Origin of the sequence: Mesorhizobium sp. M1334 (assembly GCF_040317995.1) — a bacterium.
Lineage (GTDB): Bacteria > Pseudomonadota > Alphaproteobacteria > Rhizobiales > Rhizobiaceae > Mesorhizobium.
Genome location: NZ_JAMYLM010000015.1, coordinates 82,972 through 107,710 on the forward strand (window position 1 = coordinate 82,972; position 24,739 = coordinate 107,710).

The 24,739-nt window shown below is 59.3% G+C and carries 19 protein-coding genes and 8 pseudogenes; 13 read left to right on the forward strand and 14 right to left on the reverse strand.

From position 1 onward, the window contains the following. Window positions 1–228: 228 nt before the first annotated feature. Both NKH17_RS22995 and NKH17_RS23000 read right to left on the reverse strand, forming a co-directional pair. The gene (locus NKH17_RS22995; RefSeq protein WP_352972347.1) at window positions 229–1,413 is read right to left on the reverse strand and encodes a glycosyltransferase family 9 protein; all 1,185 of its coding nucleotides are present in this window, start codon (window positions 1,411–1,413) and stop codon (window positions 229–231) included. A 583-nt stretch (window positions 1,414–1,996) separates the two neighbouring features. Continuing rightward, window positions 1,997–4,063, reverse strand: coding sequence for a carbamoyltransferase family protein (locus NKH17_RS23000; RefSeq protein ID WP_352972414.1), 2,067 nt, complete (start codon window positions 4,061–4,063; stop codon window positions 1,997–1,999). A gap of 1,013 nt (window positions 4,064–5,076) precedes the next feature. Here NKH17_RS23000 and nadE point away from each other — a divergent pair. From nadE to NKH17_RS23020, 4 genes and pseudogenes are all read left to right on the forward strand, one after another. Beyond that, window positions 5,077–5,408: pseudogene (nadE, locus tag NKH17_RS23005) on the forward strand (NAD(+) synthase); the annotation flags it as partial. 404 nt (window positions 5,409–5,812) lie between these two features. Then, complete coding sequence (locus NKH17_RS23010) at window positions 5,813–6,895, forward strand: sensor histidine kinase (protein ID WP_352541528.1); 1,083 nt, start codon at window positions 5,813–5,815, stop codon at window positions 6,893–6,895. Window positions 6,896–7,347: 452 nt separating this feature from the next. Further along, window positions 7,348–7,500 (forward strand): aminopeptidase, encoded by a 153-nt coding sequence (locus tag NKH17_RS23015; protein WP_352453905.1) that lies wholly within the window; start codon window positions 7,348–7,350, stop codon window positions 7,498–7,500. Window positions 7,501–7,556: 56 nt separating this feature from the next. Next, entirely contained in the window at window positions 7,557–7,814 is a 258-nt protein-coding gene (locus NKH17_RS23020) for an aminopeptidase (RefSeq protein WP_352972350.1), read from the forward strand. Between the two features lie 2 nt (window positions 7,815–7,816). On the opposite strand, the pseudogene NKH17_RS23025 reads toward NKH17_RS23020, so the two are convergent. Continuing rightward, a pseudogene (locus NKH17_RS23025) lies at window positions 7,817–8,126 on the reverse strand (integrase); the annotation flags it as partial. Between the two features lie 191 nt (window positions 8,127–8,317). Between NKH17_RS23025 and NKH17_RS23030 the strand changes: the two are divergent. Continuing rightward, window positions 8,318–9,979: a tannase/feruloyl esterase family alpha/beta hydrolase gene (locus NKH17_RS23030; protein WP_352457362.1), complete on the forward strand. Its 1,662-nt coding sequence runs from the start codon at window positions 8,318–8,320 to the stop codon at window positions 9,977–9,979. A gap of 242 nt (window positions 9,980–10,221) precedes the next feature. On the opposite strand, the pseudogene NKH17_RS23035 reads toward NKH17_RS23030, so the two are convergent. After that, window positions 10,222–11,254 (reverse strand): annotated as a pseudogene (locus NKH17_RS23035) (site-specific integrase). A 611-nt stretch (window positions 11,255–11,865) separates the two neighbouring features. Between NKH17_RS23035 and NKH17_RS23040 the strand changes: the two are divergent. Further along, window positions 11,866–12,834 carry a glycosyltransferase family 10 domain-containing protein gene (locus NKH17_RS23040; protein ID WP_352453731.1) on the forward strand — a complete coding sequence of 323 codons (969 nt, stop codon included), beginning with the start codon at window positions 11,866–11,868 and terminating at the stop codon, window positions 12,832–12,834. 138 nt (window positions 12,835–12,972) lie between these two features. On the opposite strand, the gene NKH17_RS23045 is transcribed toward NKH17_RS23040, so the two are convergent. From NKH17_RS23045 to NKH17_RS23080, 8 genes and pseudogenes are all read right to left on the reverse strand, one after another. Continuing rightward, the gene (locus NKH17_RS23045) at window positions 12,973–13,329 is read right to left on the reverse strand and encodes a hypothetical protein (protein WP_352457361.1); all 357 of its coding nucleotides are present in this window, start codon (window positions 13,327–13,329) and stop codon (window positions 12,973–12,975) included. A gap of 266 nt (window positions 13,330–13,595) precedes the next feature. Next, window positions 13,596–13,751 (reverse strand): annotated as a pseudogene (locus NKH17_RS23050) (ATP-binding protein); the annotation flags it as partial. A 71-nt stretch (window positions 13,752–13,822) separates the two neighbouring features. Next, window positions 13,823–14,109 (reverse strand): annotated as a pseudogene (locus NKH17_RS23055) (transposase); the annotation flags it as partial. A gap of 106 nt (window positions 14,110–14,215) precedes the next feature. After that, window positions 14,216–15,238 carry a transketolase family protein gene (locus NKH17_RS23060; RefSeq protein ID WP_502895560.1) on the reverse strand — a complete coding sequence of 341 codons (1,023 nt, stop codon included), beginning with the start codon at window positions 15,236–15,238 and terminating at the stop codon, window positions 14,216–14,218. Further along, entirely contained in the window at window positions 15,235–16,074 is an 840-nt protein-coding gene (locus tag NKH17_RS23065) for a transketolase (RefSeq protein WP_352453734.1), read from the reverse strand. Before NKH17_RS23065 ends, NKH17_RS23060 begins: the two co-directional genes overlap by 4 nt. A 19-nt stretch (window positions 16,075–16,093) precedes the next feature. Next, entirely contained in the window at window positions 16,094–16,846 is a 753-nt protein-coding gene (locus tag NKH17_RS23070; protein WP_352972353.1) for an SDR family NAD(P)-dependent oxidoreductase, read from the reverse strand. Between the two features lie 35 nt (window positions 16,847–16,881). Next, window positions 16,882–17,499, reverse strand: a pseudogene (locus NKH17_RS23075) (amidohydrolase family protein); the annotation flags it as partial. A 96-nt stretch (window positions 17,500–17,595) separates the two neighbouring features. Then, a complete protein-coding gene (locus NKH17_RS23080) occupies window positions 17,596–18,063 on the reverse strand; it encodes an ATP-binding cassette domain-containing protein (RefSeq protein ID WP_352457358.1) in 468 nt (155 codons plus the stop codon). Between the two features lie 99 nt (window positions 18,064–18,162). On the opposite strand from NKH17_RS23080, the gene NKH17_RS23085 reads away from it, so the two are divergent. After that, window positions 18,163–19,155: a LysR substrate-binding domain-containing protein gene (locus NKH17_RS23085; RefSeq protein WP_352972356.1), complete on the forward strand. Its 993-nt coding sequence runs from the start codon at window positions 18,163–18,165 to the stop codon at window positions 19,153–19,155. 91 nt (window positions 19,156–19,246) lie between these two features. On the opposite strand, the pseudogene NKH17_RS23090 reads toward NKH17_RS23085, so the two are convergent. Then, window positions 19,247–19,778, reverse strand: a pseudogene (locus NKH17_RS23090) (IS5 family transposase); the annotation flags it as partial. 305 nt (window positions 19,779–20,083) lie between these two features. On the opposite strand from NKH17_RS23090, the gene NKH17_RS23095 reads away from it, so the two are divergent. Beyond that, complete coding sequence (locus NKH17_RS23095; protein WP_352972358.1) at window positions 20,084–20,320, forward strand: phenylalanine--tRNA ligase beta subunit-related protein; 237 nt, start codon at window positions 20,084–20,086, stop codon at window positions 20,318–20,320. 44 nt (window positions 20,321–20,364) lie between these two features. After that, the gene (locus NKH17_RS23100; protein WP_352972361.1) at window positions 20,365–20,637 is read left to right on the forward strand and encodes a hypothetical protein; all 273 of its coding nucleotides are present in this window, start codon (window positions 20,365–20,367) and stop codon (window positions 20,635–20,637) included. Window positions 20,638–20,812: 175 nt separating this feature from the next. On the opposite strand, the gene NKH17_RS23105 is transcribed toward NKH17_RS23100, so the two are convergent. Then, window positions 20,813–21,910 (reverse strand): IS1595 family transposase, encoded by a 1,098-nt coding sequence (locus NKH17_RS23105; protein WP_352972364.1) that lies wholly within the window; start codon window positions 21,908–21,910, stop codon window positions 20,813–20,815. Window positions 21,911–22,126: 216 nt separating this feature from the next. Between NKH17_RS23105 and NKH17_RS23110 the strand changes: the two genes are divergently transcribed. The 4 genes and pseudogenes from NKH17_RS23110 (at window position 22,127) to NKH17_RS23125 (ending at window position 24,618) form a co-directional block, all read left to right on the forward strand. Beyond that, window positions 22,127–22,318 (forward strand): type II toxin-antitoxin system VapB family antitoxin, encoded by a 192-nt coding sequence (locus NKH17_RS23110; protein WP_352972416.1) that lies wholly within the window; start codon window positions 22,127–22,129, stop codon window positions 22,316–22,318. 232 nt (window positions 22,319–22,550) lie between these two features. After that, window positions 22,551–22,955 (forward strand): DUF1889 family protein, encoded by a 405-nt coding sequence (locus NKH17_RS23115; protein ID WP_352972367.1) that lies wholly within the window; start codon window positions 22,551–22,553, stop codon window positions 22,953–22,955. A gap of 229 nt (window positions 22,956–23,184) precedes the next feature. Further along, window positions 23,185–24,274: pseudogene (locus NKH17_RS23120) on the forward strand (IS5 family transposase). Beyond that, complete coding sequence (locus tag NKH17_RS23125) at window positions 24,274–24,618, forward strand: hypothetical protein (RefSeq protein WP_352816399.1); 345 nt, start codon at window positions 24,274–24,276, stop codon at window positions 24,616–24,618. Before NKH17_RS23120 ends, NKH17_RS23125 begins: the two are co-directional and overlap by 1 nt. Window positions 24,619–24,739: the final 121 nt, after the last annotated feature.

A 24,739-nucleotide genomic window follows, 5' to 3' on the forward strand; every position in this document is an offset into this window, starting at 1 on the left:
ATGGCGACTTTCGGGCCGTCACGCAACAAAGGAGGAACGGCTATGAAGGCTGGGCGGCGGCACTTTCATTCTCAGGCGCCGCTCTATGCCACCTGTCGGCCAATGTGACATCGCCACTGCGGTCCTTCGAACAAGTCGATTCGATTCTGAATTTCGGCCTTTAGATGATTGTAGCGATTGAATCAGCGACAAGGGCTGGGCAATCGCGGTTGTGGTGACCGCGAGCCACTAAGCTTGTGCCGTACCCTTACAATGATTCATCAAGGCGTTTACCTCGGCAATCACGAGATCCGGCGTGATGTCGAACTTGCATCGGACTTTGACCGGACAATGCCGCACTTGGTCCAGACCACATCCGCGACATTCAATAACACTCATAAGCATGCTGACCAAGGGACCTCGAAACCCCCAAATCTCCGGTAGATGTGACGCCGTGAAAATGCCGATAGTAGGGCGGCCAAGCTGGGCAGCGACATGGCCGGTGCCTGAATTGTTCGAAACGACGAGCGCGGCCGAATTCACGAGACAATTGAATTCCAATTCTGACAAGTCGACAGCCGTCCGAATGTTCGCGGCCCCACGTTCCCTAGCCATCTTCGCAACCTCCTCAAGCGCTTCCAGGCATTCGCCACGGCCAACGAGGACCACCTCACCACGGGTCGAAAGAGCAGCGACAACTTTGCCAAAACTTTCAATGGGCCAATCTCGCAGGCTGGAATTGGAGAACGGAGCCACGACAATCGGGGCATTGCCTGTAGTCGAATTCTGTGGGTGACCCGCTCCGCTTTCGAAATAGGCAGCTGCCTTTGCGACCAGAAAGAGGAGGATTTCTGACACATGCTGGAGACGCACCTGCTTACGGTCAATGAACCAATCAAGCCATCTACGGGGGATTTTGTTAGCAAGCCCTATTTTTTGGACCAGCTTGTAGAAAATGGTTCTGCGCAGTTTCAGATTGAATGGCGCTATCGCAATATCGATCTGATGCATGCTGTACGGATCAACTATCGCCGCACGGTGCCTGGCGGGAACTTCAAGCAAGATCGGCCTTGTTTCTTCCGGAACACGCATATCAATGGCAAGATCAAACTCGCCGGTCAGCAGCGGCCTTATGTCCGCGGCTTCTTTGCGCGTTTTGACTTTTGGGTTGCGAGGAAAAAAGTCAAAAGCAACGTGATCGTCGGCGAGGTCAAACTGTTTTGCAGTAGCGATGTTCCAGCTTCCCACCACCAGCGTAATGTGGGCATGCGCAAAACGCTGACGAAGGTCCTTTAGAGGCCCTAGAGACATCCAAAAGTCGCCGACATGATCAAGCTTGAGGACCAAAATTCTCATCCTTGCGCTTGACTGTTCCGGCTCTTCCCAGCTGCGGTATATAATTTGATTGCCGTCGTGCTTTGTAAAATATGCCATTGCCATTCCGAAGATTATACGGTCAACACTGATAGCCCAGTGACGCGTGTGTAGGTTGGAGTGCTCCCCACTTTGTCCGCGTCTCCGCAAGAATTCTGCCATCAGATCCAAGCCGCGCTCCAGCAGGAGCTGTTGGGCGAAGTCTGCATCTCTAGCGATGGTAGCGCGCCAAGAAAGCCAGCTATGTCCCGACCCGCAATGTGAAGGGCTTCGTCACGGTCTCGCATGCAGTGAGTTCGGCAACGCCGAGTAGACGGTGATCGCCAAGCCGCCGTCCCCAGATCTCGGAGCATAACGGCAGTGGCCTCGCTCTTTGGTCGATGCTGATCCTGAATGAGACCGTCGCCGCCGGCGACGACATCGCCGGCCGGATTGACTGTCTCCGGCACGCCCTGTCGCTGTGGTCCCGCATCATGGTGGTTACAAAGGACCCGCCGCAGGCGCTTTTTTCTGCGCGTCCGGGTCGTCCAACATGAAGTGGACGAATCAACCCTGTGATGAAGTCGACCGCCTGCCAGCGGTGAGCTGGCAGGCGGCGTCGATGAACACCTTTATTCGCCGAGCTTGGATAGCGGCACCTCTATCACGCTGAGAGCCTGTTATGCTGGTCCAGCGTTTGATCGCAGTCTTGATCCATGCGAGCAGCTTGTGAGGGATGCAATCGAACGAGGCGCTGCTCCCACAGCCGTCGCAGGCCCTCCATCAGAGCTTCACGCTTAGCCTGATCCGGCGCAATTGTATTGAGGAGATCTCCCAACACGGCTTCGCCCTCAATCCGCATCAGCAGATTAAACAAGTCGTGTGAAATTCGTACACTGTCACTGCTGAAGTGGGTCGTGCTGATCTCGCAGTAAGTCTCCCGACGATCTGGCGCTTTGTAAGCGCGGGTTTGATGGAGGGACACATAGGGCGGCAACGAAACCGCAAGCGCAGTCCAATCCTGCAGCGTTGCAGCCCGCTTTTTTACCAGGAAGGGCCCGACCACAAGTCCATCCAGCTCTGTCGTCAGAAAGGTGGCAATCGCGTCTGCAACCGAATCCACGATCGGTTCGGCATTGTTGTTAAAGGACGTATTGAGCAGAATTGGAGTGCCTGTGCGCTTCTTGAACGCATTGATGACCTCCCAGTACGCGGGATTGGCGTTGCGCGATACTGTTTGCAGGCGAGCGGTACCGTCGACGTGCGTGATGGCACCGAGCAAGGCGCGCTTTGAGTCACGCACGCGAACGACGAAATTCATGAATGGAAATTCGTGCCTACCGTCCGGGAGGTCGAAAAATTCGCTCGCATCCTCCTCCAGCACAGATGGCGCGAAGGGCCGATAGCCTTCGCGCTTCTTGACCATCGCATTGATCCGGTCCTTGTTTGCGGCGGGCCGAGGGTCGGCAAGAATGCTGCGGTTGCCCAGCGCACGTGGCCCAAACTCCGAACGACCCTGCACCCAGCCGATCACGGCGCCGTTGGCGATCCAGTCGGCTGCACTGCTTGCCACGTCATCAGAGCGTTCAACCTCGAGATGTCCGGCCCATGCATTCAGTTCCTGTTGCACGGCGCGCTCGCTCCCGAGATCAGGACCCCAATAGACCTCCTGCAGTCGCTCACACGGCGCGGGGCGGCCCATCTCGTTAGAGACTATCAGCGCAGCTCCCAATGCGCAGCCAGCGTCGTGAGACGCGGGTTGCACGAAAATGTCTTCGTAAAGCCCTGAATACAGCAGCTTACCGTTCATCGTGCAGTTGTGGGCCACCCCCCCCGCCAGGCACAACCGCTTCATGCCGGTGGCCTCACGGTGATGCCGGAGAATGTGGAACACGATCCGCTCAAGCGCTTCCTGCAGTGACGCACTCACATCTCGATGCTGCTGGGTGAAGGGCATTCCCTTTCGCCTGACCTCGATATTGCGGAGCAACGCCGGACCGATGCGGTCGAGGTGAACACGGTAGCCACCGCCGTTGGCGGAGAGCTCGTAGAACTGCTCGAAGAGCTCGCGATAGGGAGCGGGGTCGCCGTAGGGCGCGAGTCCCATTACCTTATACTCGTCGAACAAGCCGTAGCCGAGATAGCGGATCGTCTCGAGATAAAACAGCCCAAGAGAATTGTTCTCGGGGAAAGCCTCGAGTTGCGTAATTTCTGTGCCAGACCCTACCGCCAAGAGGCCCGATAGGAAATCACCAGAGCCATCAATCGCTAGAATGAGACTTTGTTCGAAGCCCGACATTGCAAAGGCGCTCACGGCGTGCGCCTGATGATGACTTACGAATGAAATACGCGAACTGTCCAACTTAGTGCCGAACTCACGCGTTAACAGATCCTGCACCAACGTTTTAGCATCCAACGGAATGGAGAGAATGTCCGGGTGGGATGCGGACATACCTTCAAGCATGGCGTTGGCATAGGGCTCGCTGGCGTAGAGCGCGACACGATCAATGTCGTTGAGCTGAACCCCCGCCGCTGACAGACAGTATTGAATCGAACGAATTGGGAGCTTGTTGGAGTGTTTCATCCGATTGAGGCGTTCCTCTTCGACGGCTGCTATCACCCGTCCGTCTCGGACGAGCACCGCGGCGCCATCGTGCATAAAGGCGTTCCGAAGCTCGAATCGGTTTTCATGGACTTGGTCAAGTCCGCCGCTAATTCCTAGACACAGCATTTCTTTCTCCACATAGTGACGGGCAAGCCAAATTGGCCTGCCTCAGACCGTTTCCAACTAAATAGGCCGCGTTGTCGCTTGCAGCTGCAACCGCCTGTCAGGCATCACCGGCATCAAAGAACGCCTCATAAGGGTCCGCCTGAATCAACATGAGATGCTTCGATCGTGGCGCCTGCCGTTCCATGACGCCGAGAGCTTGGCTGGATCATCGAATCTTGAGCGGCTGCTGACTTGCATGCCGGCGATGCCGTTTTCATCTGCAGCACGAACTTGTGACGCGGGCTGCCTATATCCTTGCGAAGGGGCGGCTGTTGACGAATAATGCCGCGCCGTGAACTGGCCCGATTTCATTCCCCGAAAGGCCGTCGCACAGGCGACTGACATGTGCTGCACTGTCCGCCTGCTTCCCGGTCGCACATCCGATAACGCCTTCGCTTGTGCAGGAGGCCGTATCGCGTCATTCGTCGGCCAAACATGGCACCGACTGGAAGCCCGGCAATACCGCGTAGATGTAAAGTGCGCTGATGTTGTATGGTAGCGCTGCCGGCCGGGTCTCCAATCCGCTGCCCAAACGAGCGGACTGCCTGCGGCAAAAAGCCCGCCACAAGCAGAATCGCGCTGGGCAGCTGGCTCGCCTGCAAGACTTCGCAGCTCAGGAACATTGGGGACGACTAGCGTCGAACCGCCGACATGATCGGCCAGTTGCAACTCACTTCTCGGCACGACCTCCACTGCACGTCAGGGCGCATGGAAGATTTTCTCCTTTGGATGGGTGACCGGTGCGGACGTGCTTTTGTCCATGCAAGATTTCCGAAGAGTTATGAAATCGTTTGTTTCGATCAAAGTCATCCACGCTATGAATAGCTGCCGGACATGCGCTTCAAAGGGGCTTCAGGCTTCCCGGATGGCTACTCCGATTCGAAGCGCGTGGCATTCCATGCGCTCTATGACAACATTTTTCAGCAAAGGGTATGAGAGCAAACCCACACTTCTTTTTCAGAAGTCGCTTCGAAGCAGCCGAGGCCTTGATGGGCTTCTTCACCAAGTTCGGCGATGGTGCCGCAGACATTCTTCCTCTTTCCGGGCTGAACAAGCGCAGAGTTCGCGCCTTGGCAGTGTGTCTGGGCGCTCCGTCTGATCTTGTTGAAAAGATCCCGACCGCCGACCTGGAGAACCTCGTGCCGGTCTCACATACGATGAGATTGACGACTTCCTCGAAGGCCAAGAGATCAACGAAGCGGCGCACAGGCGTATACTTCATGCGCATTCCAGCACAGCCCATAAGCGAGCGCTTCCCGTCACAACGATTGCCATGACGGGTTCGATATTTAGGCATCGGCAATAGCGTCTCAACATACACGATCGATGGGCTTGCCGCAGTTAGGCAGCTAGCGGCCTGAATTACCGCTGGAGCGAAGCGCTGCTCTTTCAGCCCGCATGCGGTCATGAGGTTGACAGTGTCGGCACGTATCGCCGAGGCCGGCACGCGAACTCATTCTCCCTGAATGCCTGCTCTATCGATCTTCCGCAGCGTACCCACTTGACCGGTCGCTTCGACATTCCAGGCACCTGGATTGTAGCCGATCCTTGCCGCTCTCCTTCGGCCGGTCGCAATGCTAGACGTGCGGCCGTTACGATATGCAGAGCTGGTTGTCAGATGCGTGATGCGAAACGTGAGATGCAGCTCCAGTTTTGGCGATGGCGGGCTCGCCGCATTGTTGATATCATCCGCACAGAACAGGCGCGCAAATGACATCGGATTCAGAGAAGGCTGAGGCGGTCGAGCAGTTACTTGATACACCTGACCTTGCAACCGCACTGGAAAGCGAACAGTTCAAGAAATTCCTCGACCAGGTGCCGATCGCCATAGCCGTTTCGGACCTTGCCGGTGAAGAGCGCGTGGTCTACGCCAATCCGGAATTCGAGAAACTGTCAGGCCTGACAGCCGCCAGGCTCACACGAGCAAACTGGGCAGCCCTTTTGGGCAAAGGCCTCCATCAGCAAAAGGACAGGCCGCTTGCCGAGGCCGTGGTCGAGGGAACCGATTTGGTCGGCACCTTCAAGCTGGAGCGCGGAGAGGACAAACCCGCGATCGTCGACGTTTATTCGAACGTGATCGAAGACGACAACGGCAAGGTGTGCTTCCGACTGGTGGCCCTGGTCGACGTATCCGCCCATGGCGAGGCAGGAGATGAGCGCTCGGCGGAGGAGCGTGTCAGCGAGAAAGACACGCTGCTGCGCGAACTGCAGCACCGGGTGAAGAACAACCTGCAGATGATCACCGCGCTGATCCGGCTGGAAAGCCGCAACGCGACCGAGGCCGACCGGAGACGGTTTGAGCGGCTCGCCGGTCGCGTCGACGCTCTGGCGATCCTCTACCAGACGCTAACGGCCGACGAGCCGAAGGAGGAGGTCGACCTTGGCGTCTATCTCAGCCAGATCGCGTCCGCGGTCATGAGCTCGCATGCGGTCGAGGGAATCCGGCTGGATATGAAGGTGGATACATATCCGGTGTCAATAAACGTCGCCATGCCGGCCGGGCTGGTCGTAAACGAATTGCTGACCAATTCACTAAAGCATGCGTTCCGGGGCCGCGATGGCGGCACGATAACACTGCACAGCGTCGTCGATGGCGACGGCTGCCGGGTTATAGTGGCGGACGACGGAATCGGCCTGCCGGAAGGCGACGTGTGGCCCAAACCAGGCAAGCTCGGAGCGCTGATCGCGCGATCGCTGACCGAGAACGCCAAGGCGCAGCTAGCCGTCGAGTCCAGCGCCAACAAAGGGACGAAGGTGACCATCGTTTTCAAGCGGTCGGCGGCAGCAAGCTGAACGGTTGCTGTCGACTAGCAGGCTGGCGGCTGGCTTCATGTCGCGGCTTTGAGCAGGTGGCTGCAAATAGGCTAGGTCGCCCTTCACGGCCTGCTTCACATGGTCGAGGTCTTCCATTATGCTCCAGGCTTGCTGCTTCTGATTTCGGCGGCCAGTCCATCCCCACCTAGCGGAAGGCACTCCCGCCTGATTGCGTTGCGGCTTGAGTCTTGACGGCGGGGGCTACCTGACGCCTTCGCGCTCATCACGCGCGGGCCGGCAATTCAGCAGCGAGTCATCGCTTGGCCAATCTTGCCGAGGACGAAGGTCTAACCTACAAATAAAATTGGTCCGACTGTTCGTGGCCGGAGGTAACCGCGAATTTGCGCTATCGGGACAGGAGAGCAGTGCTGTAGGCAAACCGCGATGCGTGCATTCGTTCGATTGGTTCTACGATTATCCTGACGCCTGGGGTGACCAGTTGCACCAGTATTTCCTACTACGCGCAATCTTTGCAGGGTCATGTGCAGATCATCGCGGCCCGCCAAGACATCGGAAAACTGATCGACGATCCTTCAACCCCTGAGATATTGCGCGCCCGAATGGCATCGGCGGCCGCCATATAATAGTTTGCGGCAAAGACGGCCGCGATCGAACGGCTGAGGACGCGCTCGCCAACAGATTGCGCGACAGACGATGGGGTGGATACCGCGGATACGACGCCTGGTTCGATGCTCCGATCAACAACGCGAAGCTCGCCGCGACTTCCGTCTACAGCGATTCGGTTCAAAGGCTTGGCGCGTTGGACAAAGCTCGCCGCGCCGAAGCGCGATGCATAGAAGCCGGGATAGTCGCCCGAACACAAGTCGAACAAGCGGAGTGGTCGACCGTTCCGTCCTCCCCGGGGACCAGCCGGTTGCTCTGGCCTGGGGCGACCTGATGGGTCTTGCGGAGCACCGTCTCCAGCATGGCGATCAGGTCTTTGGGAAGTATGGCCTCATTCTGCACAGACGGTTTTGCGTGGCTGTTACGGATGCCGGCGGGCACGGTGGCGATATGGCGGTCCTTTCGATCGAGCGGCTCGCCACGCTGCGTATAATTCCACGCCAGGGAGGAGAGACGGCGCTCGATCGTCGCCACAGAGTTTGGTTTCTTGTCTCCTGTAACCTTTCTGGATGCACATGTAGAGGCCGACGGTCTGCGGATCAGGCGGCAACACCTCGAGGTGCTGCCGGCGCGCCCAGGCGCAAAAAATCCGCTCTCGACCGAGCGGCGTCAGACCGGTATTCTTATGGATGTTCATCCGGTCCCCCTGGAGTCACTGAAGCTTCGACAATCTCAGCTTTCCCGGTTCGGACCGGATGGACAACCTAGTGAAAGCTCACAACTAGCTACCAATGCGATCAGCTTTCGGGCTATCGGGCGCATCCAGGGAGGATGGGTATGTTCTTGGCTAACGGGCTCAAGCTGCGGGACCGCGGGTGCACGCTGGCACTGATGTTGGCGATCATATGTGTATGTGCGCCTGCACTGGCGGCAAACGCGTCGGATCAGGCGTGCCGGTCCATCGCCAAGCTCAAAATTCCAAGCGTGATCTTTACCGAGGCTAGCCTTCAAAAGCCGCAGGAGATCCCCGCAGATCCCTTCACTGCATTCACCGGCGCCTCGCCTCAGGCGGTAAAAGTGGGCGGGCACTGCCTTGTCCGAGGTGTTATCGGGAAACGCCAGGGGGTCGATGGTCAATCATATGGCACCCGGTTTGAGGTGCGTCTTCCGACGACCTGGAACGACATGTTCCTTTTCCAGGGCGGCGGCGCAGTTGATGGCTTCCTGGCGCCGGCCGTCGGGACCATTCCTTGCCGGAACTCGACCGCGGCTCCCGGGCTCTTGCGCGGCTACACTGTTGTAAGCATGGATGGCGGGCACCCAAGCCCCGATCCGGCTTTCGGGGTCGATCAAGCCGCACGCATTGATTTTGCGTACGCCTCCATTGGCAAAGTCACTTCGGTCTCGAAGCAGGTGATTGCCAAGTTCTATGGGGCGGCTCCGAAAAAGTCGGTGTTCATGGGATGCTCGAATGGCGGTCGTGAGGCGTTGATAGCGGCTCAGCGATATCCGCTCGAGTTCGACGGCATTGTTGCAGGTAGCCCGGGTTTTCGTCTCAGTGCCGCCAACATTGCCGAAGCCTGGGATACTCGCCAGTACATGAGCATCGCTCCCAAGGATGAGGCCGGCCATCCTATTCTATCCCGCGCCTTCTCCCAGCAGGATCTGAACATCGTCGCCAAGGCGGTTCTCGCTGCCTGTGATGCCCGCGATGGCATTGAGGATGGCGTCATCAACGCCTGGCAGCAGTGCCGGTTCGACCCAAAGGTCCTGTCCTGCCAAGGCGATAAGACGGACAGCTGCCTCACGGCTGGTCAAGTGCAGTCCATGAGCCGCGCGTTCGCGGGTCCGGAAAGCTCCGATGGCGAAAAGCTTTACAGCGATTGGCCATATGATACGGGCGTTGCGGGCGCGGACTGGAGAATGTGGAAGCTGGGCAATTCCCCCACTTCCCAGTCGGATGCAAATAACATCGTTCTGGGAGCCCGCTCGCTTCAATACTACTTCATGACGCCCCCGGCGCCGAATTTTGACCCCCTGAAGTTCGACTTCGACAAGGATCCGGCACGCGTTGCGGATACAGCCAAGCTCAATGATGCGACCGGCACGTATCTCGCCAGCTTCGCTGCCCACGGTGGAAAGCTGCTCTTGTTTCAGGGACTTTCCGATCCGGTCTTCTCAGCCAACGATCTGGTGCGCTGGTACAAGCAAGTCGTCGAGGTCACAAGCGGCGGCGATTTGGAAGCGACTCGCCGTTTCGTGCGCATGTTCATAATCCCGGGGATGACCCACTGCGGCGATGGCCAAGCCTTCGACGACTTTGATCCTTTGGCCGCCATCGAGGGCTGGATAAACCAAGACAAGGCTCCGGATTCTCTCGCGGCTGGCAGCAAGGCATTCCCCGGCAAGCACCAGCCGATCTGCGCTTATCCCACTCAAGCTGCCTATGGCGGTAAGGGAAATCCCGATGAGATCGCGAGCTATTCGTGTCGGGGATAAGAGACCTCGTCATTTGTTCGCTTCAATCTGCGCGCATTCCCGGAACAGGTCTCCCGGACCAAGGATCGGTTGGAAAAGCTAAACCCGGAATTTGTGGGCCGTGCCATAACGCAGTTGATGATCATGCCTGACTACGAAGCGTCGGCCGCCGATAGTCTGGACACAGCGCTCGCTGTGCTCGATGAGGTAATTGTTATCGCCTGAGATCTGACCGCCTCATCCCAGCGGACAAAACGGGGGCATCAGAGCCCGGACGCCTTGGTGAGATTTACGCGGAAACGATCGCGCCGGCGCTGATAATTTCGCGTCATCTCCGCGGAGGCATGGCCGAGCTGTTTTTGCACATAGCGTTCGTCGACCTCGGCCGACGAGGCGAGGCCGGCGCGCAGTGAGTGGCCGGCGAATTTCTTGGCCCGTTCGCCCTCCGACAGATCGCCGCGCACGCCGGCGGCGAGCGCCGTGCGCTTGACCAGGCGTGCGACCTCCTGGTCGTTCAAGCGATCGGCACCGACGGCTCGCGCCGAAACAGCGGTCCGTGCGCAATGCGCGCCAGTCTTAGCCAGGTCTGCAGAGCGACCACAGGGCAGGTGACGTCGGAGGAGCCGCGGCCGATTTCGACCTCGCGCCAGCCGGTTTTGCCGCGCAATGTGACAAGCAGACCCTTATCGGCAAAAATCTCGACCCAGCCGCGGCCGTCCTCGGTCTGATCCCTGCCGACGTCGAGGCCGACGATTTCGGATCGGCGAAGGCCGCCGGCGAAACCCAAAAGCAGCATGGCGCGGTCGCGCAGACCACGCAGCGTGCCGCGGTCGAGGGTCTCGAACATGCGATCAGATCCTCGGGCAGGATCGCTTCCTTCTGCCGGGGAGGGGAGGCGTGGGTGTTGCGAACGCCAGCCATCACCGTGGCGATATGCCGGTCCTTGCGGTCCAGCGGCTGGCCGCGCTGGGCAAAATTCCAGGAGAGCGACGAAAGCCGGCGCTCGATGGTTGAAACGGTGTTGGGCTTTTTGTCGCCAGTGGCCGTACCTGACGCGCAGGCGGCGATATAGAGCCCGACGACCTCAGGATCGGGCGGGAACATCTCGATGCCTTGGCGCCGGCACCAGCTCGAAAAATGCTTCCAGTCGGCTGCGTAGGCGCGGCGCGTGTTGGCCGAACTCGCCGCCTCGATATAATCGCGCGCGCGGCCGGCGAGCGCCTCAAGCTGCGCAGGCAGGCTGGGATTGGCAATGGCTGGAAGGGGAGGGGACGAGGCTAGGTCGGCATCGCCCATCTGCATGACGATATCGATGATGTCGGGCAAAGCCGCGGCGCTTTGTGTATGAAGCTTGTCCGAAATTCGTAGCATATTTCGGACATCTTGACCGTCACTTCGTCCGAAATCGGACCACAGATTTCGGACAAAGCCCCGGCATCAACCCGCCAATATCTCGATCTGCCGTCGCCGCTGCAAACGTCGCCTGTGAGAGGCGAGCCGCCTCTAAACTGGTCGTATATCCCGATTAATAATAAGAATGTAGTCAACTTCCATATTTTAGAGGGCACGCATGCTGCCACTCAACCGGCCTGATCACCACACAAAGTGAGGAAGAACCTGGTTAGGTGCAAAGCGACAATTGCCTCGACAGCGGGTCCCGGAAGGTTTATGCTGCCCAATCTTACCGCAATCCGAAATGGCGATTGAGTACCTTCACGAGTGAAGGGATTCCCGCGGTCTTAGAGATGAGTTGTCGAATGGCGCGAAGTCGCACAGAATCGCGAAGTCGCACAGAATCGTGTGTTTGATACCGATCAGGATCGCGAGCTATTTCAGGTGCAGAGAGGTCTTGCGCCCGATGCACGAGTTGCTCCCGGTCCAACGGAAGTGAATGGGGTGGAACTGCTTTGTCGACCAAATTGTTGACGGAACGTCCGGCGCCCATTGTTGCTACATGTCTGGATTCTTGGGGCGTTTTGGATGATGCAATCCACCATCTCACTCCAAAGGGCAGTGGAATCTGGAACAATGTCGCTTTTGTACGCAGGACATCCTTCGCGCCCGATTGGCATATTGTCTTTAACTCTGCTTCTATTTTTGGGCTCCCTGTTGATATCGAGGCGAGTCCAAACAGGACAATTTTTGCAATCGGCGAACCGCCGACGAAAGCTCATCGCGCATTTCATGAAGGGCAGGGGAAAAATACCATCGTCCTGACGTCTGACGCAGAGCTGGCTGCTCGGCAGAATGCAGAGCGCCGATTCGTTTTGTCTCCACCTATCACTCGGTCTTGGTCTGTAACAAAGACATATGACCAACTTCTGGTCAGCGAAGTCGTGGACAAGCCGCTTCGGCTCTCATGGATTACCAGTAACATCGCCCTGCTTAAAGGGCATCGATATCGGCTGGCGTTTCTGGAACGGCTGAGAGAGGAGCTCGACTTTGACCTGTTCGGCCGAGGTTTTCGGCTGATTGGAGATAAATGGGACGCACTCGCACCGTACCGTTACAGTATAGCTTTCGAGAATACTCGTGCTGATTACTATTTTACAGAGAAGCTTATGGACTGCTTCGTTGCTGAAACAATGCCGATCTATTACGGCAGCCCGGCAATCACGAGGTTCTTCCCTTCCGACTCAATGGTTCTGATTGACCCAGAGGACAAGAACGTAATCCAAAAAATTCAAGAAATCATCGACTCGGACCTCTGGAAGGAGCGTCGCGGCGCAATACAAGAGGCGAAGCGGTTGGTTCTTGAGAAATACAATACGTTTGCTTATCTCGCGGGCTTCATCGAAAGCGTTCACGATAAACCCTTACCGCCGGAAGTTATACACATCGGTTCGCCTGCGGTCGATTTTGGGACAGACGAATGAAGTACTCCAACGCTCGCTTCGCGTGCCCGGCGGTTGGTGGTCTGGCGAGATCGGTACGGAGCGCTCGGCGGAGAATGCCTACCTGCGCAGACGGGCCGGCACGGGCGCACGAGGTCATGCGCCCCCGGCTGCCGCTGATCAGACGAACTGGGGAAGGCCAGGAACGGAATTGAGGACCTCGTCCACGAGTTCGTCGCCGGCATGTTCCTTGGCGAAGGCGATCGTCTCGTTGGCGATGGCGGCGATCTTTAGAATGCTGAGACCATCACTCATCAATTGCTGGCCGAGCCCCATGAGGCCGCCTCCGCCCTCTGGGTCGTTGCCATGATACTTCGCCACTAATTCCGAAGCTCCGGGAATGGCCGCGATCATGCGCGCAACGGGACCGTCGGCCGCGTGGCGTTGCAGGAAACCCAGCATTAACCCAACGGCCTTCTCTGCGAGAGCCGGGCCGATGCCGGCACCAGTGGCGATGCGCGATAAGAATTCTTCCATGGCAGGGTTCGTCTCTCTTTAATGAGGTTTACACGGGGCCGGTCCGGCGCCCAAAGCGCCCTTGGCCGAACCACAATTGAACTCCACAAAAATAGGCCGGCGGAAGTGCTATTGCAACTGCGCGTGAAACCGCCTCTGTCAACGCAAGCTGCGTCGGACGTGCGTATTTCGCAAAAACGGGACAGTCGTTCCGCTAAATCGCGGACAGCAGTTTCACTAATTCGCGGACAGCAGGATGGGGTCGGCGCTCGGTTGCCTGGTTGAAGTCATTTGCGATTGATTTCGCCGTTTTCGGCGCCGGTCAAGGGCGGCGGTGTTTTTTGCTTTCTCATGCTGTCGCCTTCGAGGGTGATGCGATGGGCGTTGTGGATGATCCGGTCGAGAATGGCGTCGGCTATTGTCGGCTCCGCGAATGCTTCATGATGCACCTTTCCTTGATCGCCTGGTCCGTTGCAGTCGGCGTTGAAGTTGATCGATCTGGTCGCTGGAAAGGTTTCCGCTTGGCCGCGGGCGTCACCATTTCTTTCCCACAAGATCCTTCAACGCGGCATTGTCGAGCATGGCGTCGGCCAGAAGCTGCTTCAGCCGCGTGTTCTCGTCCTCCAGAGCCTTCAGTCGCCGAGCCTCGCAGACATCCATCCCGCCGAAGCGGGCCTTCCAGTTGTAAATCGAGGCGTCGCTGACCCCGTGCTTGCGGCACAGATCGGCAACCAATACCCCGGCCTCATGTTCCTTCAAAATTCCGATGATCTGCTCTTCAGAGAAGCGGCTACGTTTCATGTCCTGGTCCTCTCGATGGGCCAGAACGAACTTCAAACCGGATTAGATAAGAGGGGCAAGGTCAAGGTCGATGACTCAACTGTTGTGTGGGGAGAGCTCTTACTTCTCATTCGCTCCAAATGCGGACGCGGCGCACGAGCTCGGAAGTTGAGATCCCGTAGCGATCGTGAAGCGTCGGCAGCGCGCCAGCGTCGAGGAACTCGTCGGGCAGGGCGATCTGGCGAAAGACTGGGGTCACTCTCTCGCGCATCAGCAGCGCGGCAACGCCTTCGCCAAGGCCACCAATGATGGTGTGGTTCTCCGCCGCCACCACCAGCCGTCCCGAACGGCGCGCGGCAGCGAGTATCGCCTCCGTATCCAGAGGTTTGATCGTCGGAACGTGCAGAACGGCGCAGCCGATCCTGTCGGCTTCAAGCGCCTTCGCGGCCTCCAGCGCGCGCATGGTCATCAGGCCGCTGGAAATGAACAATACGTCCGCGCCCTCGCGCAGCATTCGCGCCTTGCCGATTTCAAATGTATAGTCGTCTTCGTCGAGCACGACAGGAACCTTACCGCGCGAAAGCCGCATGTAGACCGGCCCGTTGTAGTCCGCGATCGCCTCCGTGGCCTGTTCGATGTCGAGCGCGTCGCAAGGGTCGATGATCGTCAGGTTCGGCATCCCGCGGAAGATCGCGATGTCCTCCGTCGCCTGGTGGCTGGGGCCGTAGCCGGTCGTCAGCCCCGGTAAGGCGCAGACGATCTTCACATTGAGTTTCTCCTCGGCGATCGCCATGCAGATGAAATCGTAGGCACGTCGCGATGCGAAGACGGCGTAGGTGGTGGCGAAAGGCGTAAAACCCTCCCGCGCCAAGCCGGCGGCGGCGCTCATCAGCACCTGCTCCGCCATGCCCATCTGATAGAAGCGGTCCGGATGCTCCTGTGCGAAAACATGGAGATCGGTGTATTTCGCGAGGTCCGCCGTCAGGCCAACTATCCCGGGCCGCTGGTGCGCCAGTCTGGCCAGTGTGTGCCCGAACGGCGCATTGCGTGTCGGTACGCCATCGGGCGCGATCGACGCGATCATCGCCGATGTGGTCTTGCGCTCACCGGCATTGGCGGCGTGGCGCGGCGCGAACTTTGACAACCTCAACGCGGACGTCCCTTTTCCAAAGCTTCGAGCGCTAACGTCCATTCGTGCGGTTCGACGCGGATGAAATGCGTGATGTCGCGGGTTTCCAGGAATGGCACACCCTTGGCCATGCGCGTATCGCAAACGATCACACGCGGACGAGGTTCCTTCAGGCCGCGCGCCATGTCGAAGGCCTTGCGGACCGCCTCGATGTCGTTGCCGTCGACGCGCTGCGCATGCCAGCCGAACGCCTCGAACTTGTCGGTCACCGGTTCGGAGGAGAGCATGGCCGTCGACGGACCATCGGCCTGCTGATTGTTGAAGTCGACAATGGCAATGAGATTGTCGAGCTTGTGGTGGGCGGCCGACATCGCGGCTTCCCAGGTCGAGCCCTCACCGAGCTCGCCGTCGGACAAAAGATTGTAGACGAAACTGTCGCTTCGCTTGCGCGTCAGCCCCATGCACATGCCAACGGCAATGCCAAGGCCGTGACCGAGCGAGCCGCCGGTGATCTCCATGCCGGGCGTGTATGGCGCCATGCCCGACATCGGCATACGGCTTTCATCGCTGCCATAGGTTTCGAGCTCTTCCTCCGGCAGCACGCCCGCTTCGATCAGAGCCGCGTAGAGCGCGATCGCATAGTGTCCGATCGACAGCAGGAAGCGGTCGCGTCCCTCCCACAACGTGTCCTCCGGCCGGTAACGAAGCGCATGGAAATAGGCGACGGCAAGCACGTCGGCGACACCCAGCGCCTGTCCGACATAACCTTGGCCCTGGACTTGACCCATCCGCACGGCGTGTCGGCGGATACGATAGGCTCGTTCGGCCAGGCTGACATTGCTGCCAGCGCGAGGCATCTCAAGCTCCGTTGTCCACTCAGCCATGGATTAGCATCCCACCGTTGACATCGATCACGGCGCCGGTGATGTAGCTGGCCAGATCGGAAGCCAGGAAGAGATAGGCGCCGGCTACGTCGCGCGCCTCGCCCAGCCGGCTGAGCGGGATTCCCTTGATGATGTCGGCGCGCATGGCGTTGGTCAGTTTGCCGCCGGTGATGTCGGTCTGGATCAGGCCCGGTGTGATGCAGTTGACGCGGATGCCTTCGGGACCGAATTCGCGCGCCATGGCCTTGGCAAGCCCCAGAACACCCGCCTTGGCAGCCGAATAGTGTGGGCCACCGAAGATGCCGCCGCCGCGCTGGGCCGAAACTGACGACATGCAGATGATCGAGCCGCCGCCATTTTCGCGCATGTTCGGGATGAATGCCTGGCTGAGATGGAGCACGCCGCGTAGGTTGACATCGAGGATGCGGTCCCAGTCAGCCGCGCTGATCTCCAGCGTCTTGACCGGCTGCGTGACGCCCGCATTGTTGCAGAGCACATCGATCCTGCCCAAGGTTTCTGTCACTTGCGCCGCCGCCCTCTTGCAGGCGTCGAGGTCCGCGACGTTGCACGCAAGGCCGATATGGTCGGGTCCAAGCGACGCAGCGGCGTCACGCGCTTGCCCGTCATCGAGGTCGAGTATTGCAACGCGAGCCCCGTGCTGTACCATCAGCGCTGCCGTGGCGCGGCCAATCCCCCGGGGGCCCGCGGCCCCCGAAATCACCACGGCCTTGCCCTTCAGCAACAACTCGAACTCTCCTGCTATTTCTGTTTGCCGGTGATCTAAAGTCGGTAGAACCGGGCGGCGTTGTCATGGAACAGCGCGAGCCGCTCCTCGTGCGGGTGGGCGATCGTAATTTCCTTGAAGGCGTTCAAAATGGCGTCGAAGCTCGAGAACAGCTTGTCGACGGGGAAGTTCGTCGCGAACATCGAGCGGCCGACGCCGAAGGCTGCGATCGCCTCCTCGACATAATGACGGATCGAGAACGTGGTCCAAGTCCAGTCGCCCATGCCGAGGCCCGAGATCCAGGCGACGTTCGGCGCTTGCGCTAACTGGTGCATGCCTTTTTTCCAGGCGCCAAAATGCTCGGCGCCGTCGACCTGCATGCCGGTGTGATTGAGAATGATCTGCACGTCGGGAAAGTCGCGCGCCAGTTCGAGGAACTCGCTCATCTGCGGATAGTAGAGCTGCGGGTCGAAGCTCAGCCCGCGCTTCGCCAGCTCCCGGAAGCCGCGCGGCCATTCGGGCGTACGACTGACCTCCGGCCGCGCCAGATAGGTCTTGGCGGGGTCGGGATGATAATTCATAGGCTGCCGCATGCCGCGGAAGTTCGGATATTCCATGTGGCGGTCGAGGAGGTCGCCGACGTCGGGTTGGGACAGGTCGGCATAGCCGACGATGCATCGCCGGGATCGAGAAGCAGCACTACGGCTCCGGTGGAAAGGGCACGAGCGATCTGATCTGGCCTTCGTGGAGGGACAATTTGCGTGCCGGCATTATCGATGATCGCTTCGCCGATCGCTGGGTCGATCAGCTGGAGCGCTCCGAGCGCAGTTTCGCGCGTGCGGCGACGGCTGATCTGCGACCAGCCCGACCTCGCATGCACAATGCCGATGTTTTCCGCGACCGGACAGCTCGGGCAACAGCGCCAACTCCTGATGCACCACCGCGATGATCGGGCTGTTGTGGTCGGCCTTCGACGAGGCGAAGCCAATCTCGCCGGCTTCGCGTGAGGTCAGCCCTGTGACGATGCGGATGAGAGTGCTTTTGCCGGCGCCGTTGCCGCCCAGGAGCGCGTGGATTTCGTCGGCCCGGACCTGAAAACTCACACCCCGCAGGACACGGGTTGCGTCATAACTCTTCTCGATATTGGCAGCTTCGATCAGGGGCTTCCTGGTCAATACCTGTCCAACTCCCGGCACGTTGCCGGCGCTACCCAAGCTTTGGGTTGAACTCGGCTCCACCTGTATCTCCTTCCGGGACCACTGTGCGACCGATTGACATTCGGCTCAATTTTCGTTTCTTAACATTCTGTGTAGCTGAGCTTAACTGACGAGGACGAGGTGAGACATCAATTCAATTCGATGACGCATTTCGAGGCAGTCGCGCGGCTCGGCGGCGTGGCAAAGGCCGCTCAGGAATTGCAGGTGACACCTTCGGCGGTTAGCCAGCAGCTGCGGCTGCTCGAACACCAACTCGGGGTGCGGCTTTTTCAGCGCGAAAAGCGCCATCTCTCGCTCACGATCGACGGTGAGCGGCTCTTCCAGACCACGACCCAGGCTTTCGAATCCATACGCGAGGTGCGTAATGCCATTGTGCGGCAGCGCGAAAGCTTCCAGCTTAGCCTGCGCGTCAGTCCTTCCTTCGGCGAGAAGTGGCTGGCGCCGCGGTTGGCCGAGTTCAGCAAGGGCTATCCGAGCTGGAATTTGCGCGTCGACGCCACGCCCAATTTCTCGGATTTCGAAACGGAGGTCATCGATCTCGATCTTCGTTATGGCGACGGCGGCTGGGCCGGCCTTTATTCGGATTGCGTCGTCAACGATCTGATCCTGCCGATGTGCTCGCCTTCCTATCTTGCCGAACTGCGCGCGATCTCACCGGATCCGCGCGAGCAGCTTCGCCATGCGCGGTTGATCGACAGTGTGAAGGCTTATTTCCGGTGGGATTATTGGCTGCCGTGCAACGGTATCCAGGGCGCCCGCATGACGTATCCCTATCGTTTCGACCGTTCGTCAATGTCGGTTCAACTGGCGAAGGACGGTGCAGGTGTGGTCCTGGAAAGCACATCCATCGCATTCGAGGACCTGGTGTCGGGTTCTCTGGTTCCGGTCTCGATAGAGTTCGAGGTCATCGAGTTTTCGGGATACTGGCTGGTCTGTCCTTCGCGGCATATGAATCGGCGCGCGGTTCGCCTGTTTTCGGACTGGGTGTCACGCGTGGGTAAGCGCGACACCGATCTGGCTCGCCGGTTTCTGGCGGATAAGCAACTGCGCATATCGTTCGAACGACGGCCTCATTTCGGGGCACGGGATGACAAAGCGGCGCCAATGGCGTGAACAGTTCGGCGTTCAAGACATGGCAAGACGAAGATTGACAGCACGTTGCGGTTGAGGAGCTGGCAAAACGCAGGCTGTGTGCAAGCGAATGGGTTGCGGCGATGATCTCGCCGCTGTCGGCATTGAGAACCAAATGCAGCTTGCGCCAGGTCCGGCGTGATCTGGCACCGTGCTTGTCTTCCAGCCATTGGCCGGCGCCGTAGACTTTCAAATCCGGTGCTATCGATCAGCACATGCAGCGGACCGTCCTCGGGATGCCGCTGCCGCTTGGCCGATGGTTCCCATATCTGCGCCCGGCGGCATAGCGTCGTGTGATCGGGAACCGGTAGATCAAGCCCCATCAGATCGAGCAGCGAGGTCGCCAATCCCTCGCTCTGGCGCAGACGAAGCCCGAAGACGCATCCCAGTGTCAAGACCGCCTCGATGGCGAGATCGGAATAGCGGGGCTGGCCGCCGCGGGTCGTTCTTCGCGGCGCATGCCACCTGGCCAAGGCTTCTTCTGTCAACCACAGCGTCAGACTGCCGCGCCGCCGAAGGCCCGCCTCGTATTCCGGCCAGTTTGTCACCTTGAATTTCATCTTCGCGACTCGGTGACGGCGGCTGGCATTGTGTTTGTAGGGCATCGGGCGAAGATCATGTCGTTGGCGATCTCGCCTGCCTATCGGCAAACCCTTGAAAAATGTTCCACGCACCAACGCCTCGACAAGCACCTTTCTTCAAACATTTCCCGAACGACCCGCAGCGCAAAGCCTCCCCATGAGAAAAGAGCTTCCCATGTCTTTCACGCCATTGATTGACCCCGAGATCAAGGCCCGCTACCCGGATTTTCATCTGATCAGCATTGTGGTGCGGAACGCTGAAATCGACGTGCCGGATGCACAGGCGTTGAACGACACGATTGCGGCGGCGGAACAGGCCGCGCTTCGCGATGACGCCCAAAGGGACGCGCATCTTGCGGGCGTGGGCCGTTGCCTACGAGGCTTTCGGCACAAAGGCCAATCGAACGCCGTGCTCGGCCGCCGCGCTTCTCAAGCGGGTGCGGAAAGATGGCTCTCTCCCGCGGATATCCCCACTGGTTGATGCCTACAATGCCGTCAGCGTGTTGTATGGCGTTCCGATTGGCGGGGAGGATCTCGATCTTTACCAGGGGTCCCGAGACTTTTAATTGCGAAGGGAGCGGAGCCATTCGACACGATCCAGCAAGGTGAAGTGGTAACCGAGCATCCCGAACCGGGCGAAGTCATCTGGTGCGATGATGCCGGTGTCACGTGCCGCCGCTGGAACTGGCGGCAGGGGCGGCGCACCATGGTCACGGTCCATACCCGCGCCATGTGGCTCGTGCTGGAAGCCCTCGGCCCAATGTCAGCTAAACAGATGACGGCCACCGGAGAGCATCTGATGGGACTTATCCAAGCGTTGTGCCCGGGTGCGCGAATCGAAACCGCGCGAATCGACGAGTCCACTACATCTCGTGTTCCTTAGGGTATGGCCCCACCTTTCGGAGAAACACCCCACTCAGCCCTGTCCGGATCTGGCGCTCCTTGCTCGCTCCGCTGGCCTACACAGTTGATTGCGAACGACCCAGAACGGCTCTCGAAAACGAGCGTCGAACGAAATCAGATCACCGTTTGTTCTCCCTTAGCGTTGTTCGCCTTTATCAACCAAAGACAGCTACGGCTGATTTGATGATGATTCCGCCGTCTGGGCTTCGGCGCATTTGACGCCCCGTGGCGGCACGAAAGACGCTCAACAGTTGCAGCGCCGGCGGTACCCGCGACCAGAGGGTCCGCATGATTTCCCGGCCGTGCCGAGTTTTCCGAACGGCGCTTCCTGTGATGACACGCTGCGACCAGCGGAAGCCGATCTCATGGAAATACAGGTCGGCATGCTGCGGGCTGATATGGTGAAAGACGCCGGCGATGGTCCGCCGGACGCGGGAATTGAAACCTTCGACCGAATTGACGTGGACAGTGTCGCGGACATATTCGTGGCTGGAATGCTTCACGGTCTCATGCGAGGCGAAGCTCTCGCCAATGGCCGTGAACGCCTTCGCCTCATCGCTCATCAAACGGGCATGGGGTTCGATCTGCGTTTCGACAGCACGCTCCGCCGCGCGCAACGAAAGGCCGGTCACGACCGCGGCGCGCGCGTCGCCGGCCGGAGTGCCGGGTGTGACGTCATTCGGTCGCTGCACCATCGCCATGACCGGCGTTTTCTCGGTATTCGCCTGACCTTTCCGGCCGCGTCCGGGAGGTGGATCGTCTGAATGCTTTCTGGGCCTTCCACCGAGATGGAAATGGTCAACCTCGACCGTGCCGTCGAGCATGTGCTGGCGCGCCACCATGAGACGCAGCGCGTGCCCCATCCGCCAGGCCGTGGGCTGGCTCACCCCAAGAGCCTCGGCCAGGCGCACCGAGGACAACCCTTTATCCGACTGCAGCATCAGCCACATGGCCTTCAGCCAAACACGTAAGGGAAGCTTCGTGGAGTGCAAAGGCGTGTGCGTCGTCACCGTGAACTGGAACCGGCAATCGCCACTGGAGCATTGATAGAGACCCGGCCGCGCACGCCGCTTGCCCGTATCGCGGCCGGCTATCGCGATCGAGCGTTTGTAACCACAGGCGGGGCAAATTCTCCCATCCGGCCACACCATGCTTTCCAGCAGCCGGCGACAATGCTCCTCATCACGGAACGCCACGATCATCTCTTCAGTGGTCCCAATATTGGAAAGCGGTGCCAGCACCGTTTCAGGCATTCTCATCTCCTTCCGATCATGCCCGAAGAATCGCATGGAAGGCCAAAGATAACAAGGATATTGCTGTCTTTGGTTGATAAAGGCGGCGTTGTTTGGCGTACTTTTATCGCGATGCCCTCTTGTGGGCCGTGCCATAACGCAGTTGATGATCATGCCTGACTACGAAGCGTCGGCCGCCGATAGTCTGGATACAGCGCTCGCTGTGCTCGCCAGGGTATCAGTAAGACAGCAGCCATTCATCAGGCCCTGAGCGAGCGCTTGCACCGCTTGGGCTTTGGAGAGACCGCTCAGGAGCGTCTGCTGGCAGAATTGCGCGCCATCCGAGAAAGAGTGGCACGATTGCCCGAACTGGATAGTCGCAGCGGCGAGGAGATCATCGGCTATGACGAGCATGGAATCCCTAACTGATGGTGATCGACACCTCAGCTGTTGTAGCCATCCTTCGGAGCGAGCCTGAGGCAGCAAGGCGGCGCGCGAGTTCGTCGGCGAGAGCGACGGTGGCCGGATTTTTGATGTTCAGGGACACGAAAGACTCCAAAAATCTACCTTTCTGGCGTGGCGTAAGTCTGTAGTTGTCGTCTACTATGCTGAGCCGAAAATCCTCGATTACGTCGATGGTCTGAATAACATCGCAGGCGTAGTGGCCGTCCCCGACATCCCCGGACAGGCGGACAGCTGGGTGGCCCGCTGGGGCGCGATCGTGCATGGTCAGGCACAACAGACTCCGCCGCCCACGCTGATAGACGACCCTGTGTTCGTGCGCGCCCTCGAAACGCTAACCAGCGTGATTAACTTGTTGACCGGTCTGGGGCATCCTCGTGACAAGGCGATGGCAAACGAGATCTTGCGTATTCTCCGAACCAAGGGACACTCCGACCAATCTGCAAACATCAAGTCTTGGGCTATTCGGCGTGGATGGCGCCCCGAGGACGCCGCAGATCTCGAAGCATTGGCACGGAAGATATGGGCGCTGAGAGCCAAACCGAGCCTTTCGGGCATCCACGATCCCGCAGGGCGCTACCAGCGCTGGCAGGCCGACTCGTGAATGCGTCTAGCCGGCCGGCGGTTATCGGTTATCGTTCAATTGAACGATCGGGCATATGGCTCCATGGCACAATCGCATCGTCCAGACCTTTGAGCGGACCGCATGATCGCGAAAGGGCCCGACCAAGGAAGACGTCGAGAATAATCACCTAGCAGGCTGTTGAAAAAGTGGCTCGCAGCGAAGCAGTGAGCGTGATTCAGTGTCTCCGGAGAGATTCGGAGAACGAGGCATGCGCGGCGGGGACGACCGGTCTGGCGAACTATTCAGTTATTGATCTCGAGGCTCGGGTGCGGCGCGATCATCCGTTGCGCCGCATTCGGACGATTGTGAACGAGGCGCTGGCGGCGTTGGAGCGGGACTTCGCGGCGCTGTATTCGCCGATGGGGCGGCCGTCGACCCCGCCGGAAAAGCTGCTGCGAGCGATGCTGCTACAGGCGTTCTATTCGATCCGCTCGGAGCGGCTGTTGATGGAGCGGCTGGAATACGACCTTCTGTTCCGCTGGTTCGTCGGGATTGGCATTGACGATGCGGCCTGGGATCATTCTGTGTTCTCCAAAAACCGCGACCGGCTGCTGGAGGGCGACATCGCCGCAAAGTTCCTGAGCGCGGTGCTGGCGCAGCCCAAGGTGAAGAAGCTGCTGTCCACGGATCACTTCTCGGTCGACGGCACGCTGATCGAGGCCTGGGCGTCGATGAAGAGCGTCAAACCGAAGGACGGCTCGGGCGAGCCTCCGGCTGAAGGGGGCGGGCGAAACGCGGAAGCGGACTTCCATGGCCACAAGCGCTCGAACGACACACATGCCTCGACCACCGATCCGGATGCCCGGCTCTATCGCAAGGGCAAAGGCAAGGAGGCCAAGCTCTGCTTCATGGGACATGGGCTGATGGAGAACCGCCACGGCCTGCTGGTTGATGCTTGCCTGACACTGGCCGACGGGCATGCCGAGCGGGTAGCGGCACTGCACATGGTCGAGCCTCGCGCCGACCGACCGCAGGCGATCACGCTCGGTGCCGACAAGGCCTACGATGCGGAGGACTTCGTCAACGAGTTGCGCTCGATGAAGGTGACGCCGCATGTGGCGCAGAACACCAGCGGCCGCAGTTCGGCCATCGACGGGCGCACCACCCGGCATAGCGGCTATGCTGTCAGTCAGCGTATTCGCAAGCGCATTGAAGAGGCATTCGGTTGGATCAAGGTCGTGGCCGGCCAGCACAAGACGAGGTTCCGCGGCCGCGACCGTGTCGGATGGGCCTTCACCTTCACAGCCGCTGCCTACAATCTGGTGCGACTGCCAAAGCTCATGGCGGAGACCGGCTGATGGCCAAGGTTCCCGGCTTCGCCAAGGCCTTTGCCGGCCGCTGGCGCATCGTCGAGATGGATGTTTGGGATAACGACTTCCTCGATCTCGTCGAGGAAGCGCATCTGACATTCAAAGGCTCGGCGGATGGCGAGATCGCCTTCGGCGCACTCAAGGGCTTCCTCGACGTCCGATATGGCACCCGTGATGGCTCAGCATGCGCGGAATTCTCGTGGGAGGGGCACGATGAGAACGACCCAGCCTCTGGCCGCGGCTGGGCTGTCTTTGGCACTGCAGGCCGCCTCGTCGGCCACTTCTACATCCACAACGCCGACGATTCAGGCTTCGTTTGCGAAAGAGCCTGACTTCTTCAACAGCCTGCTAGACGGCGCGGTCTCTGTCTGTGCTAGAGAACCGAGATCTTATGCAGAAAATCTGCTATTCGCACATTTCTACTGAAGGAATTCTGCTCAGATGGCGATGGCG

Coding starts and splice junctions, on each gene's coding strand:
- NKH17_RS22995 (WP_352972347.1), bottom strand. CDS start 1,413: ATGGCATATTTTACAAAGCACGACGGCAATCAAATTATATACCGCAGC.
- NKH17_RS23000 (WP_352972414.1), bottom strand. CDS start 4,063: ATGCTGTGTCTAGGAATTAGCGGCGGACTTGACCAAGTCCATGAAAAC.
- NKH17_RS23010 (WP_352541528.1), top strand. CDS start 5,813: ATGACATCGGATTCAGAGAAGGCTGAGGCGGTCGAGCAGTTACTTGAT.
- NKH17_RS23030 (WP_352457362.1), top strand. CDS start 8,318: ATGTTCTTGGCTAACGGGCTCAAGCTGCGGGACCGCGGGTGCACGCTG.
- NKH17_RS23045 (WP_352457361.1), bottom strand. CDS start 13,329: ATGGAAGAATTCTTATCGCGCATCGCCACTGGTGCCGGCATCGGCCCG.
- NKH17_RS23065 (WP_352453734.1), bottom strand. CDS start 16,074: ATGCCTCGCGCTGGCAGCAATGTCAGCCTGGCCGAACGAGCCTATCGT.
- NKH17_RS23095 (WP_352972358.1), top strand. CDS start 20,084: ATGACGCCCAAAGGGACGCGCATCTTGCGGGCGTGGGCCGTTGCCTAC.
- NKH17_RS23105 (WP_352972364.1), bottom strand. CDS start 21,910: ATGCCTGAAACGGTGCTGGCACCGCTTTCCAATATTGGGACCACTGAA.
- NKH17_RS23125 (WP_352816399.1), top strand. CDS start 24,274: ATGGCCAAGGTTCCCGGCTTCGCCAAGGCCTTTGCCGGCCGCTGGCGC.